Below are 19,631 nucleotides of genomic sequence, written 5' to 3'. Positions count from 1 at the left end.
GCTTGGCTGTCTACCGAAAGTGGTTTTCACCGATCACGACCACGTAAGATCGCAACCGCCGGTGGCCGGTGCTCGGCAAGGCTGTCCAAGGAGGGTATCGCGCGAGGGTCTTGTGGCGAGGCGTTGACGATCGGCGGCCGCGACGACACATGAAGCGTCTTCCAACCACGAGGCTCAGCCATGACTGACAAGACCGAACGCGCCATCCTCGCCGGCGGCTGTTTCTGGGGCATGCAGCAACTGATCCGGCGGATGCCGGGCGTCGTCGCGACGCGGGTCGGCTATTCCGGCGGCGATGTCGAGAACGCCACCTATCGCGACCATGGCACCCATGCCGAGGCGATCGAGATCGTCTACGACCCCGAGACGATTAGCTTCCGCGACCTGCTCGAGTTCTTCTTCCAGATCCACGACCCCTCGACGCCGAACCGCCAGGGCAACGATCGGGGCCTCAGCTATCGCTCGGCGATCTTCTACACCAGCGACGAGCAGAAGCGCATCGCCGAGGAGACCATCGCCGACGTCGACGCCTCGGGCATCTGGCCCGGCAAGGTGGTCACCGAGGTGGCGGAAGCCGGCGCCTTCTGGGAGGCCGAGCCCGAGCATCAGGACTATCTGGAGCGGATCCCCAACGGCTACACCTGCCACTTCGTGCGGCCGAACTGGAAGCTTCCCCGCCGCCAGACCGCGGCCTGACCGCCATTGCGGCCGCCGTCGCGGAGGGCGGCCGCGGGTTCGGCGGAGCCAAGCGACGGGCGTTGCGACCGCGACCGCGACGGTTGATGGTCTCCGGCGGCCAGCCGCGATCCTGCGCGGTGGTGTCCGGCCATCGAGACGGCAGTCTGCACCACGGCAATCTGCACCAAGGTGAAGAGCTGTGCCGGGCGCAACTCGACCTGCCGGCGTCCCAGACCTTGCGGCGGGGCGCCGGCCCCGATCGACCGGAACGCCCGGCCGGGTGAGGGTCGAGCCGTTCGATCAGAGGATCTCTCAGGCCTGCGAGACCGCGGCCTTCGCCTCGGCCCGTTGGGCGTCCTCGCTCTCGCGTTCCCGCGCGCCGTCCGCAAGACCCTGCCAGGCATCGCGGGCGCTCTCGAGCCGCGCCTGCACCGATACCAGGCTGGCCGCCCGCATCGCCTCGTCAGCGTCATCCGCGCGAGCCTGGAGAACGGAGCTGTGTTCCTTGGCCATTGTTTCTCTTTCGCCGTTGCTTGTACCCGGTATATAGGGCGGAAGCGCGAAAAAGCCGTCCCCACGGCCTCCCCGACGCCTTTTCGGGATCAGGCTCTAGCCGAAGAGCCACGTCCCGAGCAGGCGGTGGAAGGGGAACGTGAAGAAGCCGGCGATGAGCAGAGAACCGACGACCATCGCCCTGGCCGCCCGCTGGTGGCGCTCGATCTGCCGCTTTCGCGCCGCGATCGCGATCATCGGAACCTGGATCATCACCCAGACCGAGAGCCCGTGCAGGATGCTGTAGCCGCCATCGTCCGCGCCGACGATGAAGAGGGTGATCAGCGCCGTCGCGAACATCAGCATCACCCATGTCAGGCCGATCGCCCGGTGGGTGGCGCCGCCCTTCGGCCGCCAGAGCTGGACCACCGTCAGCGCCAGCGCACAGACGATCGTCAACAGATGCGCCCAGACCAGCCACGGCGCCTGCGCCCAGTGGGCCTGTCCGCGGCCGATCGCCACCAGAACGACGCAGAGCAGTCCCAGCGCCGCCAGCGACAGGCACCGATCGACCGGGCTCACGGGCGCTCGAGCGCGCCCATGCACGTTCGCCGCAGTCGCGCTCATCGTCACCTCCGCAGTTGCCGACCCGGATCGGACGTCTTCCGATCTGCCGCTAGCATGGGAGGATGGGTGGGAGAAGGCTGGGACAGACGGGTTCTTCTTGCAACACTTCATGCACAGTGAACGCGCTGCCGACCGCCGAAGAGGCATTGTCGCCGAAGTGCTGCCAAGTGGCTGTTTCAAATGGTGCCGGCGGAGAGGATCGAACTCCCGACCTTCGGTTTACAAAACCGCTGCACTACCGCTGTGCTACGCCGGCCCGCGGGGTGCGATAGCATAAGGCGGCCGGCGCGGCACGCGAAAAATCGTCGGGTTCGGGGGCACAAATGGGCCTCTCGGCGGATCGGCGGGAGCGATGGCGGCTGGGCGGCTGGCGGTTCAGCCGGGCGTCGCGCGGGCGTCGAGGGCGGCGAGATCGGCTGGCGAGATCCGGCCGTCATGGAGGGCCGTCGCGACCAGCGCGCCGGCAATGCCCATGGCGGCGAGGGTTTCGAGGTCGGCGGGACCGCGCACGCCGCCGGCGGCGAAGACGCGGCGGTCCCCTGCCCGCGCCTTCACCGCCCGCAGCCGCTCGAGATCGGGGCCGGCGCCGCTGCCGACCTTGGCGAGGGTCATGACGATCAGCGTCTGCGGCCACAGGCTCTCGTCGGCGAGGATCTCCGCCGGCCCGACGAACGTCTCGCCCCGGAAGTCGAGGGAGAGCGCGAAGTCGGCGCTGCCGGCAAGGCCGCGCAGGCTCTGGGCGCCGTCGATCGATTCGCTGCCGACGACGACCCTGACGCCGGGCATGGCGGCGATCCGCATCGCGTCCTCGAGCCTCGTGACGCCGGCATCGAGCCAGAGCGTGACGCCGGGATGGGCGGCGACCAGCCGCTCGACCAGCACCGCATCGGGTTCGCCGCGCCGCCGGCGGGCGGCGGGAGCGTCCGTTCCGGCGCCGGCCGACGGCCCGTCATCTGCCGGTCCACCCTCGCCCGCCTCGTGGCGCGGCACCCCCTCGATCGCGTCGAGATCGGCGATGTAGAGGGCTTCGAACGGATGCACCGCCATCAGGCCGCGCGCCACGGTCAGCGGCTCGGGGCCCGGCGCAAGCGGCGTCACGATCGGCCGGTAGCTCGCCCGGTCGCCCATGACGCCGCGCACGACCAGCGCGTTCTTGATGTCGAGTACGGGAACGACTTGCATCTTCGACCTTGAGACCGGACCGCTTTCGATGGTCATATACGCCGAGCCGAGCGGGCGGACCAAGGGATTCCCTCCGGAATGCTCCGCTTCGGGCCACGGGATGCCGCTCTTTTGGCGCTTTTGCGGAGGCGTCGGCCAGACGGACGAATTGCGAGACGATGACGCCATGACGAGAACCTTGGGCTGGGACGTCGGCGGAGCGCATCTGAAGGCGGCGCTCGCCGAGAACGACCGGATCATCCGCGTCTGGCAGGAGCGAACGCCGATCTGGCAGGGCCTCGAGCATCTGGAGGCCGGTCTGCGCACCATCCTCGATGCCGTCGAGCCGGGCCAGGTCGAGCGCCACGCCATCACCATGACGGGCGAACTCTCCGACGTCTTCTCGTCGCGGCGCGAGGGGGTGGAGACCCTGGCGCGGCTGTTTGCCGAGAAGCTGTCGGGCGACGTGTCGCTCTATGGCGGCGCGGCGGGCTTCCTGTCGCCGGGCAACGCCCGCTCCCATGCCGACGAGATCGCCTCGGCCAACTGGCACGCCAGCGCGGCGCTGGCGGCGGCGAACATCGAGGAGGCGGTGGTGATCGACATGGGCTCGACCACCACCGACATCCTGCCGGTGGCGGGCGGTGTCGTGAAGGCGGCCGGGGCGAGCGACAATGCGCGCCTCGCCTGCGGCGAACTCGTCTATCAGGGCTACACCCGCACGCCGCTGATGGCGGTGGCGAGCCGCGCCGCCTTTGCCGGGCGCAGCGTGCCGGTGATGAACGAGTTCTTCGCCACCATGGCGGATGTCCAGCGCATCGTCGGCATATTGGACGAGGCCGACGATCTCTATCCGCCAGCCGACGGGCAGGAGAAGAGCGTCGAGGCCTCGCGGCGACGCCTCGCCCGGATGATCGGCCTCGACGCCGAGGACGGCACCGACGGCGCCTGGGAGTGGCTCGCCCACGGCTTTGCCGAGGAACAGCTGCGCAAGATCCACGACGCGGTGCTGCTCGTCCTGTCGCGGGAGGACATTTCGGAAGACGCACCCGTCGTCGTCGCCGGCACGGGGCGCCCGGTGCTGAGGCGTCTGGCGGCGAGGCTCGACCGCGGCATCGTCGACTTTCCCGATCTCTTCGACTGCCCGGCCGAGCTGCGCGACGCGGTCTGCCGGGCAGCGCCCGCAGCGGCGCTGGCGGTGCTGGCGGGGCGGTCGCGGTAGATGCGGCGGAACGGGCATCCGGCCGTCACGTCGAGTGGGTCATGCGAGGCGGCATTGACGCTGCGCTCGGGAAGCGGTCGGCGTCGGTCCGCTTGGTTTGCTTTGCTGTGATGTCGTCGCGACGGCGAGACCGTCCGCTTGGCACCCATTCGGCGTGCGGGCAAACGCCTTCGGCGCCGGTGTAGCCAGGCGCGACGGGCTGCTTTCGCCGGGCCATCCGGTGCTGGTCAAACGAGGCAGCGCCAAAGTGCTCGCGCCGACCATGAACCCGATGAACGGCACGACCATCGAGCGCATGTCGATGCAGTCCGCCACCTATTGGCATGTCGAGCTCGACCAGCACGACGTACTTCTGGCCGATGGGCTGCCGGCAGAGAGAGCTTCTTCGACATGGGCACTCGCGGCTGGTTCGAGAGAGATCTCGACGATCTCCTCGCCAATCCCGCCCTCGCCCCCGCCGGCCAGCACGGCCGCTGCCGCAAGGTCACGATCGACGGGCCCGCTGGTCGAAGCCGAGAGAAAGCGTCGCGCTGACCTGTTACGCAAGGAAAGAAATGCTGCTACCGCAGCGTCAATCGAACTTGCATTCTCACAACCTTGGCCCGTATGTTCTCCTGGTAGTTCGATCCCGCGACGGTTTCTGATGCTGGTGAACCGACCCCTCGTGATCTTGGCCCAAGCGTTGGAGTGCGATGAGCGCGCGCTGCAAAGCTGTAGAGAGAGGGTGTCATGAGAAGCGTTACTCCCATGACCGGCCACAAGGTCACGAACAATGGCGACGGAACGTTTACTGTAGATAATTATTTTGGATCATACTATTATTTTGTAGATATCTCCGATAGCCCCGATGATGATTTGACCATTCTCGGAGACATAACAAATGATACGCTGGATGTTAAATATATTTCCACCAGCAACACGATTTATTTTGGAGCTACCTTTTTTGCCTCGAACGCAAACGGAATTGTCGTCAGCGTCGGGGGCGGATATTTTCTCTATTCATACAACACATACAATTATTACGAAGTCATAAACGCTTCCAGCGGCCAGAATTTTGCCATTCAGTGCTTTACGTCCGGTGTCCGCATCGAGACGCCTGGTGGTCCCGTTGGGATCGAGGCGCTTTGCCTTGGCGACATGGTTTTGACCGCCTCCGGCGGTGAGCGACCCGTAACCTGGATCGGCAAACGAACAATCGAGTGTTCAGGCGAAAGATCGGGTTCTGCGCCGGTGCAAGTTCGGGCCGACGCGTTTGGAGCCGGGGTCCCGGAACGCGACGTTCGCCTTTCCCCCGGCCATCCGGTCCTGGTGAAGCAGGATGGTCGCGAAGTGCTGGTCCCGATCATGAACCTGATCAACGGCACGACCATCGAGCGCACCGAGATGCCGTCCGTGACCTACTGGCACATCGAACTCGACCAGCACGACATCCTGCTTGCCGACGGCCTGCCGGCCGAAAGCTTCTTCGACATGGGCTCGCGCGGCTGGTTCGACAACGACCTCGACGACGTCCTCGCCAACCCCGACCTCGTCCCTGCCGGCCAGCATGGCCGCTGCCGGGACGTGGCGATCGACGGCCCGCTGGTCGAGGCCGAGCGCAAGCGTCTTGCCGATCTGTTCTATGCCGATCTTTCCGCCCAGTGCGCCTGGCCAGTGGCCGGACACGTCGCCGGCCTCTGACGTCGCGCGCGATCGCTCCGAGGGCCATAGAGAGTGGCTATTTCGACCTGATCGTCACCATGACACCGGAATTTCGCCCGTTGCGCTCGACGCGGTGGGCACGTCGTTCCGGTGAAGGTCAAGTTCTGCGCTGCCGCATCCTTCCGTCGTCACCGGCTCGCCACCAGTTCCCCGACGCCATCGGGACGTGTTCAAGCGAATCGAAGAGCGAATGGCCAAGCGCTTGGCCGTCTGAAGCAGACTTTGGCCCAGCCGGAGGGGGCGGACGACATCGCTCAGGTCGAGGCCATTGGCGGCACTGGCGCTTGCCGCGAGCGCCCCGATTTCACCACCGCCCTGGCGTCATCGCAATGCGTGGATATGAGGCGTGGCGCCAGTGAATCCTTGAATGACGCAACTTGATTTTAGGCGATAATAACCTTAGCGATTGAATAGCGAATGAGATCATCTCGGTCGCCGCTTTCGGACCCAACGAAGCGGCAAGCCCGTCTCTGCGGCAAGTGGCGGATTGAGCGCCATATCCTCTTCTCATGCCGTTGAGGAAGACAGTATGCAGTGAAGTAAATCCCGCTGATGCAAAGAAGAACTGTTTTGACAGCGAAATCGGAGGTTCGACGAAATTTGCCATGCGAACTTGCGAGGCATTTCGCTGTGGAACCGGTTTTCTGCATGTTGGATGGGTCAGCGGCTCTCCTGAATTGATCTTGGTTGATCGCCGCGTCCAAGGAAAAGAGCTGAGGAAAAGAGCTAAGGAAAGAGTAAATGGGCACAACAGCCAGTATGTTCTTAGACCGAGTCGTTGCGAATGGAGACGGTACATACGATATCAATGCCAACTTTGGCGGCGGGTTCACCCTGACAGATGTCGACGATGGAGGTGGTGATGACACGACCGTCCTTGGTGATATCGCGGTTGATACGTTTGGCTTAGGAGGGAACGTATTAACCTATGTGGCGGCATTGTCTAACGGAGACGGATTCATTGGCAGCTGGAACAGTAATGGCCGGCTGTATGCTTTTCAGTATAATGCAAATTACGGGCTTGGCGATACACTGACTTCTGTCGACGCCGATTTTGCCATCCAGTGCTTTACCACGGGCGCGAGCATAGAAACGACGATCGGTCCCGTTGCGATCGAACGACTGGCTGTCGGGGATGTGGCAGTGACCGCGTCAGGTGGCGAGCGCAAGATCGTCTGGATCGGTAGTCGGACGACTGACTGTTCTGGTGAGTATTGGCACATGGCGCCGGTCAAGGTGCGGGCGAACGCCTTCGGCGTCGGCGTGCCCGAGCGCGACGTATTGCTGTCGCCGGGCCATCCCGTGCTGGTGAGGCAGAACGGCGAAGAAGTGCTCGTACCGATCATGAACCTGATCAACGGCACGACCATCGAGCGCACGTCGATGCCGTCCGTCACCTACTGGCACATCGAACTCGATCAGCACGACGTGCTGCTCGCTGACGGCCTGCCGGCCGAGAGCTTCTTCGACATGGGCTCGCGCGGCTGGTTCGACGGCGATCTCGACGATGTCCTCGCCAATCCCGATTTCGTCCCCGCCGGCCAGCACGGCCGTTGCCGCGAAGTGGCCATCGACGGCCCGCTGGTCGAAGCCGAGAGGAGACGCCTCGCCGATCTCTTCTATGCTGACCTTTCCGCCCAGTGCGTCTGGCCGAGCGCGGGCGAATACGCAGTCCAGTAACGTCCGCATTCGCGTTCCGACGGACATTGGCGGAATCGCGGCGAGAGACCGACGAAAGAAAAGGCCGGCGCGTGGACGCCGGCCTTTCCGTTTCTGGCAACGGCCAACCTCAGGCCGCCGCGCCGACCTCTTCCGGCAGATGCGGCAGGAGCTTGTCCATCGTCACCGGGTAGGAGCGGATCCGGGCACCGGTGGCGTTGAAGATCGCATTGTTGATCGCGGCTCCAACGCCGGCGATGGCGAGCTCGCCGATGCCCTTGCCGGCAAGCGGGCTGGCATGCCGGTCCCGCTCCTCGAGCAGCACGACGTCGAGCTTGGGGACGTCCGCATGCACCGGCACGTGGTATTCGGCGAGGTCGTGATTGACGATCAGGCCGTTGCGCGCGTCGACGACGAGATCCTCCTCCAGCGCGTAGCCGATGCCCCAGATCTGGCCGCCATAGCACTGGGACGTGGCGGTCTTCTCGTTGAGGATGCGGCCCGCGGCGCCGACCGTGAGGAGACGCCGCACCCGGGTCTCGCCGGTGGTAGCGTTGACTGCGACTTCGGCATAATGGGCGCCGTAGCTCGCCTGGTTGGTCTTCTCGGACGTCTCGCCGGGCTTGATCGTCCCGACGACCCGGATGGTGTCGCCGTTCAGGATCTCGGTGAACGGGATCTGGCGGTTGCCGGCGATGGCGTGGCCGTCCTTCAGGGTCAGCGTCTCGGCCTCGACGCCGAGGCGCTTGGCGAATTCCGCGATGACCGCCTCGGCCGCGACATAGACCGAGGAGCCGGCGGAGTTCGCACCCCAGGAGCCGCCCGAGCCGGAGGAGGCCGGCAACGACGTGTCGCCGAGGAGGACGTCGACCTGATCCAGCGGCATGCCGAGCATCTCCGCCGCGATCTGCTGGAGGATCGTATAGGTCCCCGTGCCGATGTCGGTCATCGCCGTCTTGACCGTGGCGCGGCCGTCAGGCGTCATCTCGATCTCGGCCGAGGACTGCATCAGCGAGTTGGCGCGGCTCGCCGACGCCATGCCATAGCCGATCAGCCACTCGCCCTCGCGGCGCGATCCCGGCGTCTTCGGACGGTCGGCCCAGCCGAAACGCTCCGCCCCGACGTCGATGCATTCGAGGAGCTTGCGCGAGGAGAACGGCACGTCCTGTTGCGGGTCCTTCTCCGGCTCGTTCATCCGGCGGAACTCGACCGGATCGATGGCGAAGCGCACGGCCAGCTCGTCGAGGGCGCTCTCGGTGGCGAGCATGCCGGTCGCCTCGCCGGGGGCACGCACGGCCGAGCTCATCAGCACGTCCGAAGTGATCACCCGGTGCGTCACCAGCCGGTCGGCGCCGGGATAGAGGAAGACGCTGGAGATGCCGGAGGGTTCGAAGAAGCCCTCGCCTTCCGAGTTCGGCGTCTCCGTCTCATGGGCAAAGCAGGTGATCTTGCCGTCCCTGGTCGCGCCGATGCGCACCCGCTGGATCGTCTCGCCGCGCCGCGACGTCGTCTGGAAGACGTTCTGGCGGGTCAGCGCCAGCTTCACCGGCCGCCCCGCCTCGCGGGCGCCGAGCGCGGCGAGGACCGCGTCCGGGCCGATGCCGAGCTTGGAGCCGAAGCCGCCGCCGATATAGGGGCTGAGCAGCCGGACCTTGGAGACGTCGACGCCGACGCCGCTGGCGATCTGCTGGACGTTGGTCTCGAGCAACTGGCAGGAGGACCAGACGGTCAGCTGGTCGCCGTCCCACTTGGCCACCGAGGTGTGAGGCTCCATCGCCGCCGAATGGTAGGCCGGGGTGCGATAGGTCTGGTCGAACTGGACCTCGGCCGCGGCGAAGGCCTTCTCGAAGTCGCCGCGATTAGTGTCGGCGGCCATCGGGCCTTCCTCGGTGGCGCGACCGGTGCCGCGACGGCTCTCGATCTCGTAGCGACCCGGGATCTCCTCGTAATCCACCTTGACGAGATGCGAGGCGTGGCGGGCGATCTCGAAGCTTTCCGCCACCACCAGCGCGACCGGCTGGTTGTAGTGGAAGATCTCGCCGTCCATCGTCTGGCCGGCCGGAGACATCGGCTGGGCGGAGGAGCGCGGCAGCCCGTCGCCGGTGACGACGGCGAGGACGCCGGGCTCGGCCATCGCCTTCGACGTGTCGATCGAGCGGACCCTGGCGCGGCCGACAGGCCCCGGCACGACGAAGCCGTAGGCGACCTTCTCGCCGATCAGGTGCTCATAGGCATAGGGCGCCTTGCCGGAGACCTTCAGCCTGCCCTCGTAGCGATCGACGCCCTTGCCGATCACCCCTTGGGTGTTCCGATCGAGGCGCGTCTCGCCGATCGGCTGGTTCATCACGTGCTCGTTCATGATCAGGCTCCCTTCGTCGCGTCGGCCAGCACCGCTTTCAGCGTGCGCCGGGCGAGCGGGATCTTGAAGTCGTTCTCGCCCTGCCGCTTGGCCTCGGCGAGGAGGATGTCGGCGGCCTTGTCGAACAGCGCCATCGAGGGCGCTTCGCCGACCAGCGCATCTTCCACCGCCGCGTCGCGCCAAGGCATGTGGGCGAGACCGCCGAAGGCGAGACGGGCCTCAGCGATCCGGCCGCCATCCATCCGGACGACCGCGGCGACGGAAACGAGGGCGAAGGCGTAGGAGGCGCGGTCACGCACCTTGCGGTAGCGATGCTCGCCCGAAAGCGGCTTCGGCAGGCGCACGGCGGTGATCAGCTCGCCCTGTTCCAGCACCGTCTCGACCTGCGGCGTCTCGCCCGGCAGCCGGTAGAACTCGCCGACGGAAATCTCCCGGCTCGAGCCGTCGGCCTTCAGCGTTTCGACGACGGCGTCGAGCAGCCGCATGGCGACGGCCATGTCGGAGGGGTGGGTCGCGATGCACTTGTCGGACGCCCCGAGGATCGCGTGGATGCGGTTGAAGCCGCCGATGGCGCCGCAGCCGGAGCCGGGTTCGCGCTTGTTGCAGGGCTGGGAGGTCTCGTAGAAATAGCTGCAGCGGGTGCGCTGCAGGAGATTGCCGCCGGTGGTCGCCTTGTTGCGGAGCTGGCCGGACGCACCGGCGAGCAGCGCCCGCGACAGGACCTCGTAGTCGCGGCGAATGCGCGGCTCGGCGGCGAGGTCGGAATTCGTCACCAGCGCCCCGATGCGAAGGCCGCCGTCTTCGGTCTCCACGATCTCGCGCAGCGGCAGGCGGGTGATGTCGACGAGCTTTTCGGGCGTCTCGACCTCGAGCTTCATCAGGTCGAGGAGGTTGGTGCCGCCGGCGATGAACCGCCCCGCGAGCTGGCCGGCCTCGGAGACGTTACCGGCCCGGGCGTATTCGAACGGTCTCATGCGGTCTCCTTCATCTTGGCGCTGGCGGTCTCGATGGCGTCGACGATGTTGGGATAGGCCGAGCAGCGGCAGAGATTGCCGCTCATCCGCTCACGGATCTCGCCCTGCGACAGGGACGCGCCGTCCTTGACGTCGGCGGTGGCGTGGCTCGGCCAGCCGTCGGAAACCTCGCCCAGCATGCCGACCGCGGAGACGATCTGGCCCGGCGTGCAGTAGCCGCACTGGAAGCCGTCGTGATGCAGGAAGGCCTCCTGCATCGGATGCAGGTTGGCCGGACCGCCCAGGCCCTCGATGGTGGTGATCTCGTCGCCCTCGTGCATGACCGCGAGGGTGAGGCAGGAATTGATGCGGCGGTCATTGACCAGCATGGTGCAGGCGCCGCACTGGCCGTGGTCGCAGCCCTTCTTCGAGCCGGTAAGGCCGAGATGGTCACGGCAGGCGTCGAGCAGCGAGGTCCGCATGTCGACGTCGAGCTCGTGCTCGGTTCCGTTGATCTTCAACTTCATCGCGTTGAGTTGCCCTTCGTTGGCGTCCGAGGGGCGTGAGGCATGGCCACGCCCAAATTGGAACGGTTCGAAATCCGTACGCTAACGGACGGCGGGCGGGATGGTTTCGTGCGGTGACGAAGTGTTCAGCAGCAGCGGGGGGTGGAGCTATCGTTTCGTCCCACGCCCCGTGGATAGGCAGCAACGTATCGAATGATGCTCAGGCACCGTCGGTTCACAGCGGCAACCAAGGATCAACCACCGCGACGCCCATGTCGTCGAAGGGGCGAACGTCTCGGGTCGCAACGGAAAAACCCTTCGCCAAGGCTATGGCTGCAATCGCCGCATCGGCAAAACCCTTGACCTCCCGGCCAGCGCGCGCAGCGTCTGCAGCACGCCTGGCAAACATCGTCGTCGCCGGGAGGTCGAACGTCGCGATCCGATTCCTGAACGCGTCGGAGACGTAGGCCTCGATCATGCGCTCGAACGCCATGCGGCGCCTGCCGTGTGGCAGCTTGGCGGCGCCGTAGCGTAGTTCCGCAACAGTGATCGTCGTCAACCAGAGCGACGACGGCGACTGCCTGTTCAACCATGCAATGACATTCGGATCGGGATCAGGCTTCATGGTCTCCGACAAGACATTGGTGTCGAGCACGATCACGACAGATCGGCAGCGTCTATGCCGGAGCGATCCCGCTCCAAGTCCACACCGTCCAGGTCGACGTTCCTGGCAAGTTCGCGCAGACGGTCCCCGAACCCAGACTGCGCCGACGGAAAAAGACCTTCTGCCAAAAGGCGGCGTGCCTTTTCCTCGGCACTGATGCCTTCATTGGCCGCCTGCGCGCGCAGAGCGCGGTGGACTTCATCGGACAGCTTGCGGATCGTGATCTGGGGCACGAACGTCTTCCCTCTCAGTCAGACCGGATGATAGCATGATCGTCCAACGCCACCAATGAAGCAGCCCACCTGCGACATTCCCGGGCGCCTGGCGCTCAGCCCGCCCCCTCCACCTCCGCCAGGTGCTCGATCACCTTCTCCAGCAGCCAGTAGAACGCCTGCTCCTCGTCAGGCCCGGCGGTCTTGTCGATGGCGATCTTGAGATAGGCGATTTCGGTCTCGATCTTCTCGGCCGGCAGCATCTTCAGCCGGCTGACCAGGATCGCCGCCTCCAGCACCGCAGCCTTGGCGCGGTTCATGCCGAGAAAGGGCCGGTGCTGGCCGGAAGAGACGACCTTGCAGAAATGGCGCGGGCGGGTCTCGTCATCGGTGACACGCTCGACCTTCAGGACGTCGTGCGACAGCGCCGCCTCCAGCCGCGGCACCGGGCAGTCGTCGAGCGGTGCCAGCGGCCAGTCCTTGCGCCCGGTGAGGCAGCCGGCGAAGATCTTCGCCTCGTCGGTGTAGTTGACGACGGCAAGGCCGTTCGCCTCGATGTTGGCGAGCGTCGTCGAGGGCCGGAACGGCGCGATCACCCAGCCGTCGGCCTCCTGGATGATCCCGAGCGGCGCGATATGGACTTCGCCGGCCTCGGAGATGGTGGTCAGGATGGTCTCGCGAATATAGGCCATGGCCTCAACTCCCTTCGCCGGTCTCGTCGGCCGCCGCTGCGGTCCCCGTGTTCTTCTTCTTCGCCTTCAGCGTATGGCCCGCCTCTTCCAGCCGGGTGCGGTCCTCCTCGTCCCGCTGCGCGCCGACGCCGAAGTCGAGCGGCGCGTCCTGGGCATAGCGCTTGCCGAGCCGCCAGGCGATCTCCGCCTTCTGGAGTTCCGCGCCGAGATAGAAGGCGTGGCCGGTGTCGCCATCGACCGCGATATGCGGGAACAGCTCGAAGGCGTCGGTCGCGACCTCGTGCATGTCGCGATTGTAGAGATGGATGCCGTCCTCGGCGGTCTCGATCCGGTAGTTGCGGTCCTTGATCGTCGCCGCCAGCTCGCGGAGTTCGTCCGGCGTCGCGGCGAAGGGATTGACGTCGTGGACCTGCAGCAGCGCGTTGGAATAGCCGCGCGGCAGGGCGTTGTCTTCCCTGGCGGCGAACAGCATGCGCCGCGCCGCGTCGTGCTCGGCGATGGTCGCGCGGGTGTGCGGGCTGACATGGACGATCAGGAGGTTGTCGATCGACAGCTCCGAGCAGATGCCGAGGAGGGTCGCGGTGATGCCCGAGGTGTCGGCGTCGGTCAGCTCGGTGAGATTGCCGGTGCCCATCAGGATGGAGATGTCGGGATGGCGTCGTCGCAGCTCGTGGTAGCGCACGAGCGAGGCCGAAAAGCCGAAATGGATCGGATCGAGGATCGCATCGGCGATGAAGTCGATCCCCATCCCCTTCGCCTTGTCGATCGCCCGGTCGAGGGAGCCCATGTCGTGGGGCACGGCCGGCACGAGAATCGGCACCGCGTCGCCCTCCCGGGCGATTTCCAGCGTTTCCTCGGTGAGGCTGAGAAGATAGTCGGCGCCGGCCCTGGTCGCGCGGGACAGCTCATCGGGGTTGGCCGAATCGACGCTGACCCGGTGGCCGGCAGCCTTCAGCGCACCGATCGTCGCTTCCAGATGCGGAAACGGCGTATCCGGCAGGCAGCCGAGATCGATGACGTCGGCGCCCTCGCCGCGCATCCTTTGCGCCCGCTCGACGATCGCCTCGACCGGATGGGCGGTGGCGTCGACGATCTCGGCGAAGATCCGCATGGCATGGCGGGAGAGATCCGGCGGCCCGCCCTTGCGGCCGAGAAAGGCCGGCAGGTCGGCCAGCTCGTCCGGGCCGCGCACGAAGGGCACGCCGAACGAGGCCGCGAGCCGGTCGAGATCGGCACGGCAGCGGCCGGGCAGGACGACCTGCGTCGCCTCGACCGGACGTGGCAGGCGTCGCTCGATGATCTCGCCGGTGGCGAGCGCGGCCACCTTCACGCCGATGTCGGCGATCGCCCAGTCGAAATCCGCAGCCCCGAGGCCGGACAGGATCCGCTCGAGGCGCGGGCGGGCGAGATGCCCGGTCAGGAAGAGAAGTCGCGGTTTCGCCATTGCGGCTATGTCGGACATTCGCCGGCCGATGAAAAGGCCGGCGTCGCCGATGACCGCAAGTTCGCCTGCCTCATTCCGCCGCGGTGGCGATGCCCATGGAGGCGCGCGCCAGCCGGTTGCCCGGCACCTCGCCGTCCGACAGCCGGAGCCCCGCGGTCGCAAGATCGCCCGGCCCCGCGACATGGACGGTCGCCGTGTCGCCCAGATGCTCGCCGAAACTCTCGTCGACGATCTGCGCGCCGATCAGCGCCTCGACGCTGGAGCCCTCCGGAACGTCGAGCTGCTTGATCAGGCAGAGATGGCGCGCCGAGAGCCTGCGGGCGAGCCAGGCGGCGAGCGAATCCGACGTCACGTTCCAGTCCTGGGCGATGTCGGGCGCGGTCAGCGCGACGTCGCGCGGCAGCCAGACCGGGATGCGCCCGGCTTCGATGGCCGTCTCGATGTCCTCCCGGTCGCGCGCCCTGACCATCCGCGACGACAGGCTGATCAGCGCCAGGCCGAACTGCTCCATCCCGAGGATCGCCATTTCGTGGGCGGCGCGGTCGTCGAAGCCGAGCTTCGGCTGGTAGCGCCGCACCGTGTTGGCGAAGGGGCCGCCGCCGGGGACGACGACCAGCGGAACCGTGGCCTGTTCGATCGCCCTGACCCAGCGGACGAGATCCGGCGAGGACGCCGAACTGCCGCCCAGCTTGACGACAACAAGTTGCTTGAGTGTACCCATGATGCCCTGCCCCGTTGACGTTTCCTGCCGGCAGCCCGTGATGACACACCGGCTGCCGTCTCCCACCCGCTTCGACCTCTGCGAGTCGATTGCGGCTTCCACTTGCAGATTCAGATGGTTCTCTGGAGCGCCGTGGCGAATCCGCCCACCGCCGACCAGAGCGCTGGATCTGCCGATCGTGCGCCTGGCAGGTAGTGAACGCCAGGATCGGACCGGGCGCAAGGGCGGGGCTCGCTCGCGCCGCGCGGCATCGTCTGTGGGATCGTCTGCGCGATGCTCGCCGCCGGCCAGCCGCGGTGCTGCCTGACCCTCGGAAGCCTTGGCTGGCGCAAGCCGCCGTCCGCCGTCCGTCAGGCTGCCAAGCTGGCCGGTCGCAGTCCCGAGACGGGCGATCGGTGGCTGGTCGGCCGGGACGAATCGGGGTGACGGTACGGGATGCCGCGCCGGATCAGTCGGCGAAGTCCGACCGGCGGCGACGGATCTCGATGCCGACGGCGCCGGCGCCGAGTTCGAGCTTTTCGACCCGGACGCTCACCTCGAAGACGCGGCCGTCCGACAGGACGGTTCGGGCGAGATCGAGGGCGAGCGTCTCGACGAGATCGGTATGGCCGGCTTCGGCCAAGGCCCGGACCGCGTCGGTGATCAGATCGTAGGAATAGACCTCGGCGATGTCGTCGCGGTTCGCCGCGATCCGGGCGATCAGCGCCTCGACCGAGAAGCGCACCTTCTGCCGGCGCCCGCGCTCGTGGCCATAGGCGCCGATCTCCAGGTCGAGGACGAGGTCGCGCACGAAGATGCGGTCGAGCCCGGAATGCCCCGCCGGCGCCGGATCAACCGTCGGCGCCGGTCCGGCCCCGGCCGCAGCGCCCGTTTCGGGGCGCAGCAGCGACGCGATGCGGCGCACCTGTGTCTCCTCGACCGCATCGCCGCGCGCGCCGCCGGTGAGCGCGCCGCGAAAGCCGAGATAATCGGGCCGAAGGGCCTTCAGGCGGGGAACGTCCGGCGCTTCCAGCGAGCCGGCGAGGCCGGTCATCAGGCCGAAATCACGGGCGGTCTCGACGAAGCGGGCCAGGGTGCCGACCGAAAGCCGGGTCAACAGGCCGCCGCCGGCCTTGTCCATCGTGTCGATCATCGCGCCATGGAACCCCGCCTCGGCGAGCGGACCGAGAAGCGCGAAATCCGGCTCGCCGTCGGCGAAGAACACGGCGACGAGCCGAATGTCGCGCGCCACCGCGGCAAGCGCGCCGATCACCGCGAGACGCTCGACGGACGTCGCCGGGAAGAGGCCGATCTTGACGAAATCCGCCGCCCGCCGCGCCTCGACCTCCCCCACGACGAGGTCAGGCCGCATCGGCAGGTCGCCAGCCACGGCGGAGACCGGCCGGCGGCCGGCGACCGTGGCGATCGTCGCGGCAAGCACCTCCGGCGACACCGCGCCGAGCGCGCCCCTCGCCGGGTCTTTCAGGTCGATGATGTCGGCGCCGCCGAGGAGTGCCGTCTCGGCTTCCCCGGGCCCGGTGACACTCGCCAGGAGTTTCGTCAACGCGCGGCCTCCAGCTGCTTCCGCAGGGTGTTCTTGAACAGGTAGCGCAGGCCGCGGTCCCAGCTCTCGTCGGTGTTCGAGCGGATGTCGGCGCTGCCGCGTGCGAGCGCCTTACCGGTTTCGACGTCGAAAGCATAGGCGTTGATGTTGAGGATGAGGTTGGAGACCTTCTGCACGGTTCCGACGACGGCGATGTCGGCCCCGATCTCGCGCGCGAATGTCAGCGCGCAATTGCCGCAGCTCTGGAGATTGGCGGCGCTGGCCTTCGCCTCGACCGGACCGACGTCGACGATCTCGTAGCCGCCGACGCCGGCAATGTTGTCGCGCAGCTCCGGGGCCAGCCGGGCCAGCCGGGCCTCCTGCGCCTCGTCCTTGCCCAGCATCGACCCCTCGAGGCTGGAATCGATCAGCTCGAAGCCGAAGACCGCGACCTTGTCGTCCTCAGCCATGGCAGGCCCGGCCGCGAAGACTGCGACCAGAACAACGGGAAAAAATCGCGCTTGCCTGATGAGACCTGCTCCGCGACACATCGTGGACGCAAACATTCGGCTTCTCCGTGGATGCAATGTGCGGTGCCCGAGGCAAGTGATAGCGCGTTGGGCGTGAGGAGCAATGATTGCGGCGACGCGGCAGGAAGCCGGGCGTCGCCGCGCGACATGCGGGAGGAATGCCAAGATGTTCGAGCTCGATCGCCTGGGACGGGGGCTTCTGCCACTCGCGCTCGCACCGCTGACGGCCATCGCGCTGACGCTGTCGGCCGCGGCACAGGGAACCGGCCAGGAGGCCAAGCCCGCCGCACCCGCCGCAAGTCCGGCCGAGAAGACGATGCGGACGATCCGGATCGGCTATCTGCGCAGCTACGAGCGCACGCTGGCCCTGTCCGTCCTCGACATTCCGCCCGAGGACATCGGCGTTGCCGGCGCAAAGGTGGCGATCAAGGACAACGACACCACCGGCTCCTTCATGGGCCAGAAGTTCGAGCTCGACGTGGTGACGCTGAAGCCCGGCGACGACATCGCCGCGCCACTCCGCAAGCTCCTGGATGACGGCGCCCACTACGTCGTCACCGACCTCTCCGCCGACGATACCCTGAAGGCCGCCGATCTCGCCGCAGAGACGGGCGCGATCATCTTCAATGCCGGTGCCGAGGACGACCGCCTGCGCAACGACGACTGCCGCAACAACATGCTCCACACGGCACCGTCGCGCTCCATGCTCACCGACGGGCTGGCGCAATATCTGATGTGGAAGCAGTGGCGGAACTGGGCGCTGGTCGAGGGCTCCCACGAGAAGGACAAGCTCTTCGCCGAGGCGCTGAAGCGCTCGGCGACGAAGTTCGGCGGCAGGATCGTCGCGGAGAAGGTCTTCGAGGATCGCGGCGGCGCCCGCGCGACGGATTCCGGCCAGGCCCTCGTCCAGCGGCAGATCCCGGTCTTCCTGCAGGACCTGCCCGACCACGACGTGCTGCTCGTCGCCGACGAGAGCGAGGTCTTCGGCACCTACATTCCCTGGCGGACCTGGATCCCGCGCCCGGTCGCCGGGACAGCCGGCCTCGTGCCCGGCTCCTGGCATCCGGCGAGCGAACAGTGGGGCGGCGCGCAGATCCAGAACCGCTTCGAGGATGCCTCCGGCCGGCGGATGGAATCCAAGGACATGCAGGCCTGGACGGCGGTGCGCACCATCGGCGAGGCCGCCTCGCGGACCAATTCGGTCGATCCGGAGAAGATCGACGCCTTCATCCGGAGCGACGACTTCACCGTCGCCGCGTTCAAGGGACAGCGCCTGACCTTCCGGGACTGGGACTGGCAGCTGCGCCAGCCGGTGCTGCTCGGCACCGAGGATTCGGTCGTCAGCGCTTCGCCGCAGGAAGGCTTCCTGCACCAGGTCTCCGAGCTCGACACCCTCGGCTTCGACCGGCCCGAGACCACCTGCCAGCTCGACAAGTAGGGCTCGGGCCGCGACGAAAGCGGGCGCGCCGGCAAGGCGCGGCGACAGCTGCTCCGGATGGCGACACAAAAACAGGCCCCGGCGGGCCTGTTTTTTCTTTTCTGCGTTCCGAAAGCGCCGACGCAGGTCCACACGGCCGGTTTGTGAGGGCCGTGCGATCCCGGAGACGATCCCAAGACGGCCACGAGACCGGGATGCGAAAACGGGCCCGCTCGGGGCCCGTTCGCAATGTTGGATCGATGTGTCGTCAGCGCTGACGACCAACCTTGCGCGAGCGCCGACTACTCGACGATCGCCGCGACGATGCCGGCGCCGACGGTGCGGCCGCCTTCACGGATGGCGAAGCGCAGGCGCTCTTCCATCGCGATCGGGACGATCAGCGTCACGTCCATGGTCACGTTGTCGCCGGGCATCACCATCTCGGTGCCCTCGGGCAGCGTGCACACGCCGGTCACGTCCGTCGTGCGGAAGTAGAACTGCGGGCGGTAGTTGGTGAAGAACGGCGTGTGACGGCCACCCTCTTCCTTGGTCAGGATGTAGGCCTCGGCCTTGAACTTGGTGTGCGGCTTCACCGAACCCGGCTTGCACAGCACCTGTCCACGCTCGACGCCCTCGCGATCCACACCGCGGATCAGCGCGCCGATGTTGTCGCCGGCCTGGCCCTGGTCGAGCAGCTTGCGGAACATCTCGACGCCGGTGACCGTGGTCTTCTTGGTGTCGCGGATGCCGACGATCTCGACTTCCTCGCCGACCTTGACGACGCCGCGCTCGACGCGGCCGGTGACGACCGTGCCGCGGCCCGAGATCGAGAACACGTCCTCGATCGGCATCAGGAACGGCATGTTGATCGGACGCTCCGGCGTCGGGATGTAGGCGTCGACCGCCGCCATCAGCTCGCGCACCGCGTCTTCGCCGATCTTCTTGTCGCTGTCTTCGAGAGCGGCCAGCGCCGAGCCCTTGACGATCGGAATGTCGTCGCCCGGGAACTCGTAGGACGAGAGCAGCTCGCGAACCTCGAGCTCGACCAGCTCGAGCAGCTCCTCGTCGTCG

The 19,631-nt window shown here is 66.9% G+C and carries 19 protein-coding genes and 1 tRNA gene; 5 read left to right on the top strand and 15 right to left on the bottom strand.

Annotation, left to right across the window (positions count from 1 at the left end; all coding sequences use genetic code 11):
• Positions 1 to 180: 180 nt before the first annotated feature.
• Positions 181 to 696, top strand: a complete 516-nt coding sequence (gene msrA / locus ATO4_RS16930) for a peptide-methionine (S)-S-oxide reductase MsrA (protein WP_083592719.1) — start codon at positions 181 to 183, stop codon at positions 694 to 696.
• A gap of 294 nt (positions 697 to 990) precedes the next feature.
• Here msrA and ATO4_RS16925 read toward each other — a convergent pair whose 3' ends face one another.
• The 4 genes from ATO4_RS16925 to ATO4_RS16910 all read right to left on the bottom strand — a co-directional run bounded on the left by ATO4_RS16925 (position 991) and on the right by ATO4_RS16910 (position 2,979).
• Positions 991 to 1,191 carry a hypothetical protein gene (locus ATO4_RS16925; protein ID WP_083592718.1) on the bottom strand — a complete coding sequence of 67 codons (201 nt, stop codon included), beginning with the start codon at positions 1,189 to 1,191 and terminating at the stop codon, positions 991 to 993.
• 96 nt (positions 1,192 to 1,287) lie between these two features.
• Complete coding sequence (locus ATO4_RS16920) at positions 1,288 to 1,752, bottom strand: hypothetical protein (protein WP_210191088.1); 465 nt, start codon at positions 1,750 to 1,752, stop codon at positions 1,288 to 1,290.
• A 226-nt stretch (positions 1,753 to 1,978) separates the two neighbouring features.
• Positions 1,979 to 2,053: transfer RNA gene (locus ATO4_RS16915), tRNA-Thr, on the bottom strand.
• 119 nt (positions 2,054 to 2,172) lie between these two features.
• Complete coding sequence (locus ATO4_RS16910) at positions 2,173 to 2,979, bottom strand: HisA/HisF-related TIM barrel protein (protein WP_083592771.1); 807 nt, start codon at positions 2,977 to 2,979, stop codon at positions 2,173 to 2,175.
• Positions 2,980 to 3,145: 166 nt separating this feature from the next.
• Here ATO4_RS16910 and ATO4_RS16905 point away from each other — a divergent pair, with 166 nt between their 5' ends.
• The 3 genes from ATO4_RS16905 to ATO4_RS16890 all read left to right on the top strand — a co-directional run bounded on the left by ATO4_RS16905 (position 3,146) and on the right by ATO4_RS16890 (position 7,561).
• Positions 3,146 to 4,180, top strand: a complete 1,035-nt coding sequence (locus ATO4_RS16905; protein WP_245308792.1) for a hydantoinase/oxoprolinase family protein — start codon at positions 3,146 to 3,148, stop codon at positions 4,178 to 4,180.
• A gap of 747 nt (positions 4,181 to 4,927) precedes the next feature.
• Complete coding sequence (locus ATO4_RS16895; RefSeq protein ID WP_245308791.1) at positions 4,928 to 5,860, top strand: Hint domain-containing protein; 933 nt, start codon at positions 4,928 to 4,930, stop codon at positions 5,858 to 5,860.
• Positions 5,861 to 6,622: 762 nt separating this feature from the next.
• The gene (locus ATO4_RS16890) at positions 6,623 to 7,561 is read left to right on the top strand and encodes a Hint domain-containing protein (protein ID WP_083592713.1); all 939 of its coding nucleotides are present in this window, start codon (positions 6,623 to 6,625) and stop codon (positions 7,559 to 7,561) included.
• A 109-nt stretch (positions 7,562 to 7,670) separates the two neighbouring features.
• Here ATO4_RS16890 and ATO4_RS16885 read toward each other — a convergent pair whose 3' ends face one another.
• The 10 genes from ATO4_RS16885 to ATO4_RS16840 form a co-directional block, all read right to left on the bottom strand.
• On the bottom strand, positions 7,671 to 9,899 hold the full coding sequence (locus ATO4_RS16885; RefSeq protein WP_083592712.1) for a xanthine dehydrogenase family protein molybdopterin-binding subunit: 2,229 nt from the start codon (positions 9,897 to 9,899) through the stop codon (positions 7,671 to 7,673).
• 2 nt (positions 9,900 to 9,901) lie between these two features.
• Entirely contained in the window at positions 9,902 to 10,873 is a 972-nt protein-coding gene (locus ATO4_RS16880; RefSeq protein WP_083592711.1) for a xanthine dehydrogenase family protein subunit M, read from the bottom strand.
• Entirely contained in the window at positions 10,870 to 11,379 is a 510-nt protein-coding gene (locus tag ATO4_RS16875; protein ID WP_083592710.1) for a 2Fe-2S iron-sulfur cluster-binding protein, read from the bottom strand. Before ATO4_RS16875 ends, ATO4_RS16880 begins: the two co-directional genes overlap by 4 nt.
• 214 nt (positions 11,380 to 11,593) lie before the next feature.
• Positions 11,594 to 12,019: a PIN domain-containing protein gene (locus ATO4_RS16870; RefSeq protein WP_083592709.1), complete on the bottom strand. Its 426-nt coding sequence runs from the start codon at positions 12,017 to 12,019 to the stop codon at positions 11,594 to 11,596.
• Entirely contained in the window at positions 12,016 to 12,255 is a 240-nt protein-coding gene (locus ATO4_RS16865; protein ID WP_083592708.1) for a hypothetical protein, read from the bottom strand. Before ATO4_RS16865 ends, ATO4_RS16870 begins: the two co-directional genes overlap by 4 nt.
• A 95-nt stretch (positions 12,256 to 12,350) precedes the next feature.
• Positions 12,351 to 12,926 (bottom strand): DUF447 domain-containing protein, encoded by a 576-nt coding sequence (locus ATO4_RS16860; RefSeq protein ID WP_083592707.1) that lies wholly within the window; start codon positions 12,924 to 12,926, stop codon positions 12,351 to 12,353.
• Positions 12,927 to 12,930: 4 nt separating this feature from the next.
• Complete coding sequence (locus ATO4_RS16855) at positions 12,931 to 14,370, bottom strand: DUF6513 domain-containing protein (protein WP_083592706.1); 1,440 nt, start codon at positions 14,368 to 14,370, stop codon at positions 12,931 to 12,933.
• Positions 14,371 to 14,440: 70 nt separating this feature from the next.
• Positions 14,441 to 15,091 (bottom strand): amino acid kinase, encoded by a 651-nt coding sequence (locus tag ATO4_RS16850; protein ID WP_083592705.1) that lies wholly within the window; start codon positions 15,089 to 15,091, stop codon positions 14,441 to 14,443.
• A 448-nt stretch (positions 15,092 to 15,539) separates the two neighbouring features.
• Positions 15,540 to 16,634, bottom strand: a complete 1,095-nt coding sequence (locus ATO4_RS16845) for a (5-formylfuran-3-yl)methyl phosphate synthase (protein WP_083592704.1) — start codon at positions 16,632 to 16,634, stop codon at positions 15,540 to 15,542.
• Positions 16,631 to 17,083 (bottom strand): DUF3280 domain-containing protein, encoded by a 453-nt coding sequence (locus tag ATO4_RS16840; protein WP_245308790.1) that lies wholly within the window; start codon positions 17,081 to 17,083, stop codon positions 16,631 to 16,633. Before ATO4_RS16840 ends, ATO4_RS16845 begins: the two co-directional genes overlap by 4 nt.
• 226 nt (positions 17,084 to 17,309) lie before the next feature.
• On the opposite strand from ATO4_RS16840, the gene ATO4_RS16835 reads away from it, so the two are divergent.
• Positions 17,310 to 18,581, top strand: coding sequence for an ABC transporter substrate-binding protein (locus tag ATO4_RS16835; protein WP_083592703.1), 1,272 nt, complete (start codon positions 17,310 to 17,312; stop codon positions 18,579 to 18,581).
• Positions 18,582 to 18,862: 281 nt separating this feature from the next.
• On the opposite strand, the gene ATO4_RS16830 is transcribed toward ATO4_RS16835, so the two are convergent.
• A partial coding sequence (locus tag ATO4_RS16830) for an elongation factor Tu (protein WP_083592702.1) occupies positions 18,863 to 19,631 on the bottom strand: 769 nt, incomplete at its 5' end.

The organism is Aurantimonas sp. 22II-16-19i, from assembly GCF_002088275.1.
In the GTDB taxonomy this organism is placed as follows: domain Bacteria; phylum Pseudomonadota; class Alphaproteobacteria; order Rhizobiales; family Rhizobiaceae; genus Jiella.
The sequence above is the reverse complement of the archived record's forward strand: the minus strand, read 5'-3'. Positions and strand labels throughout refer to the sequence as shown.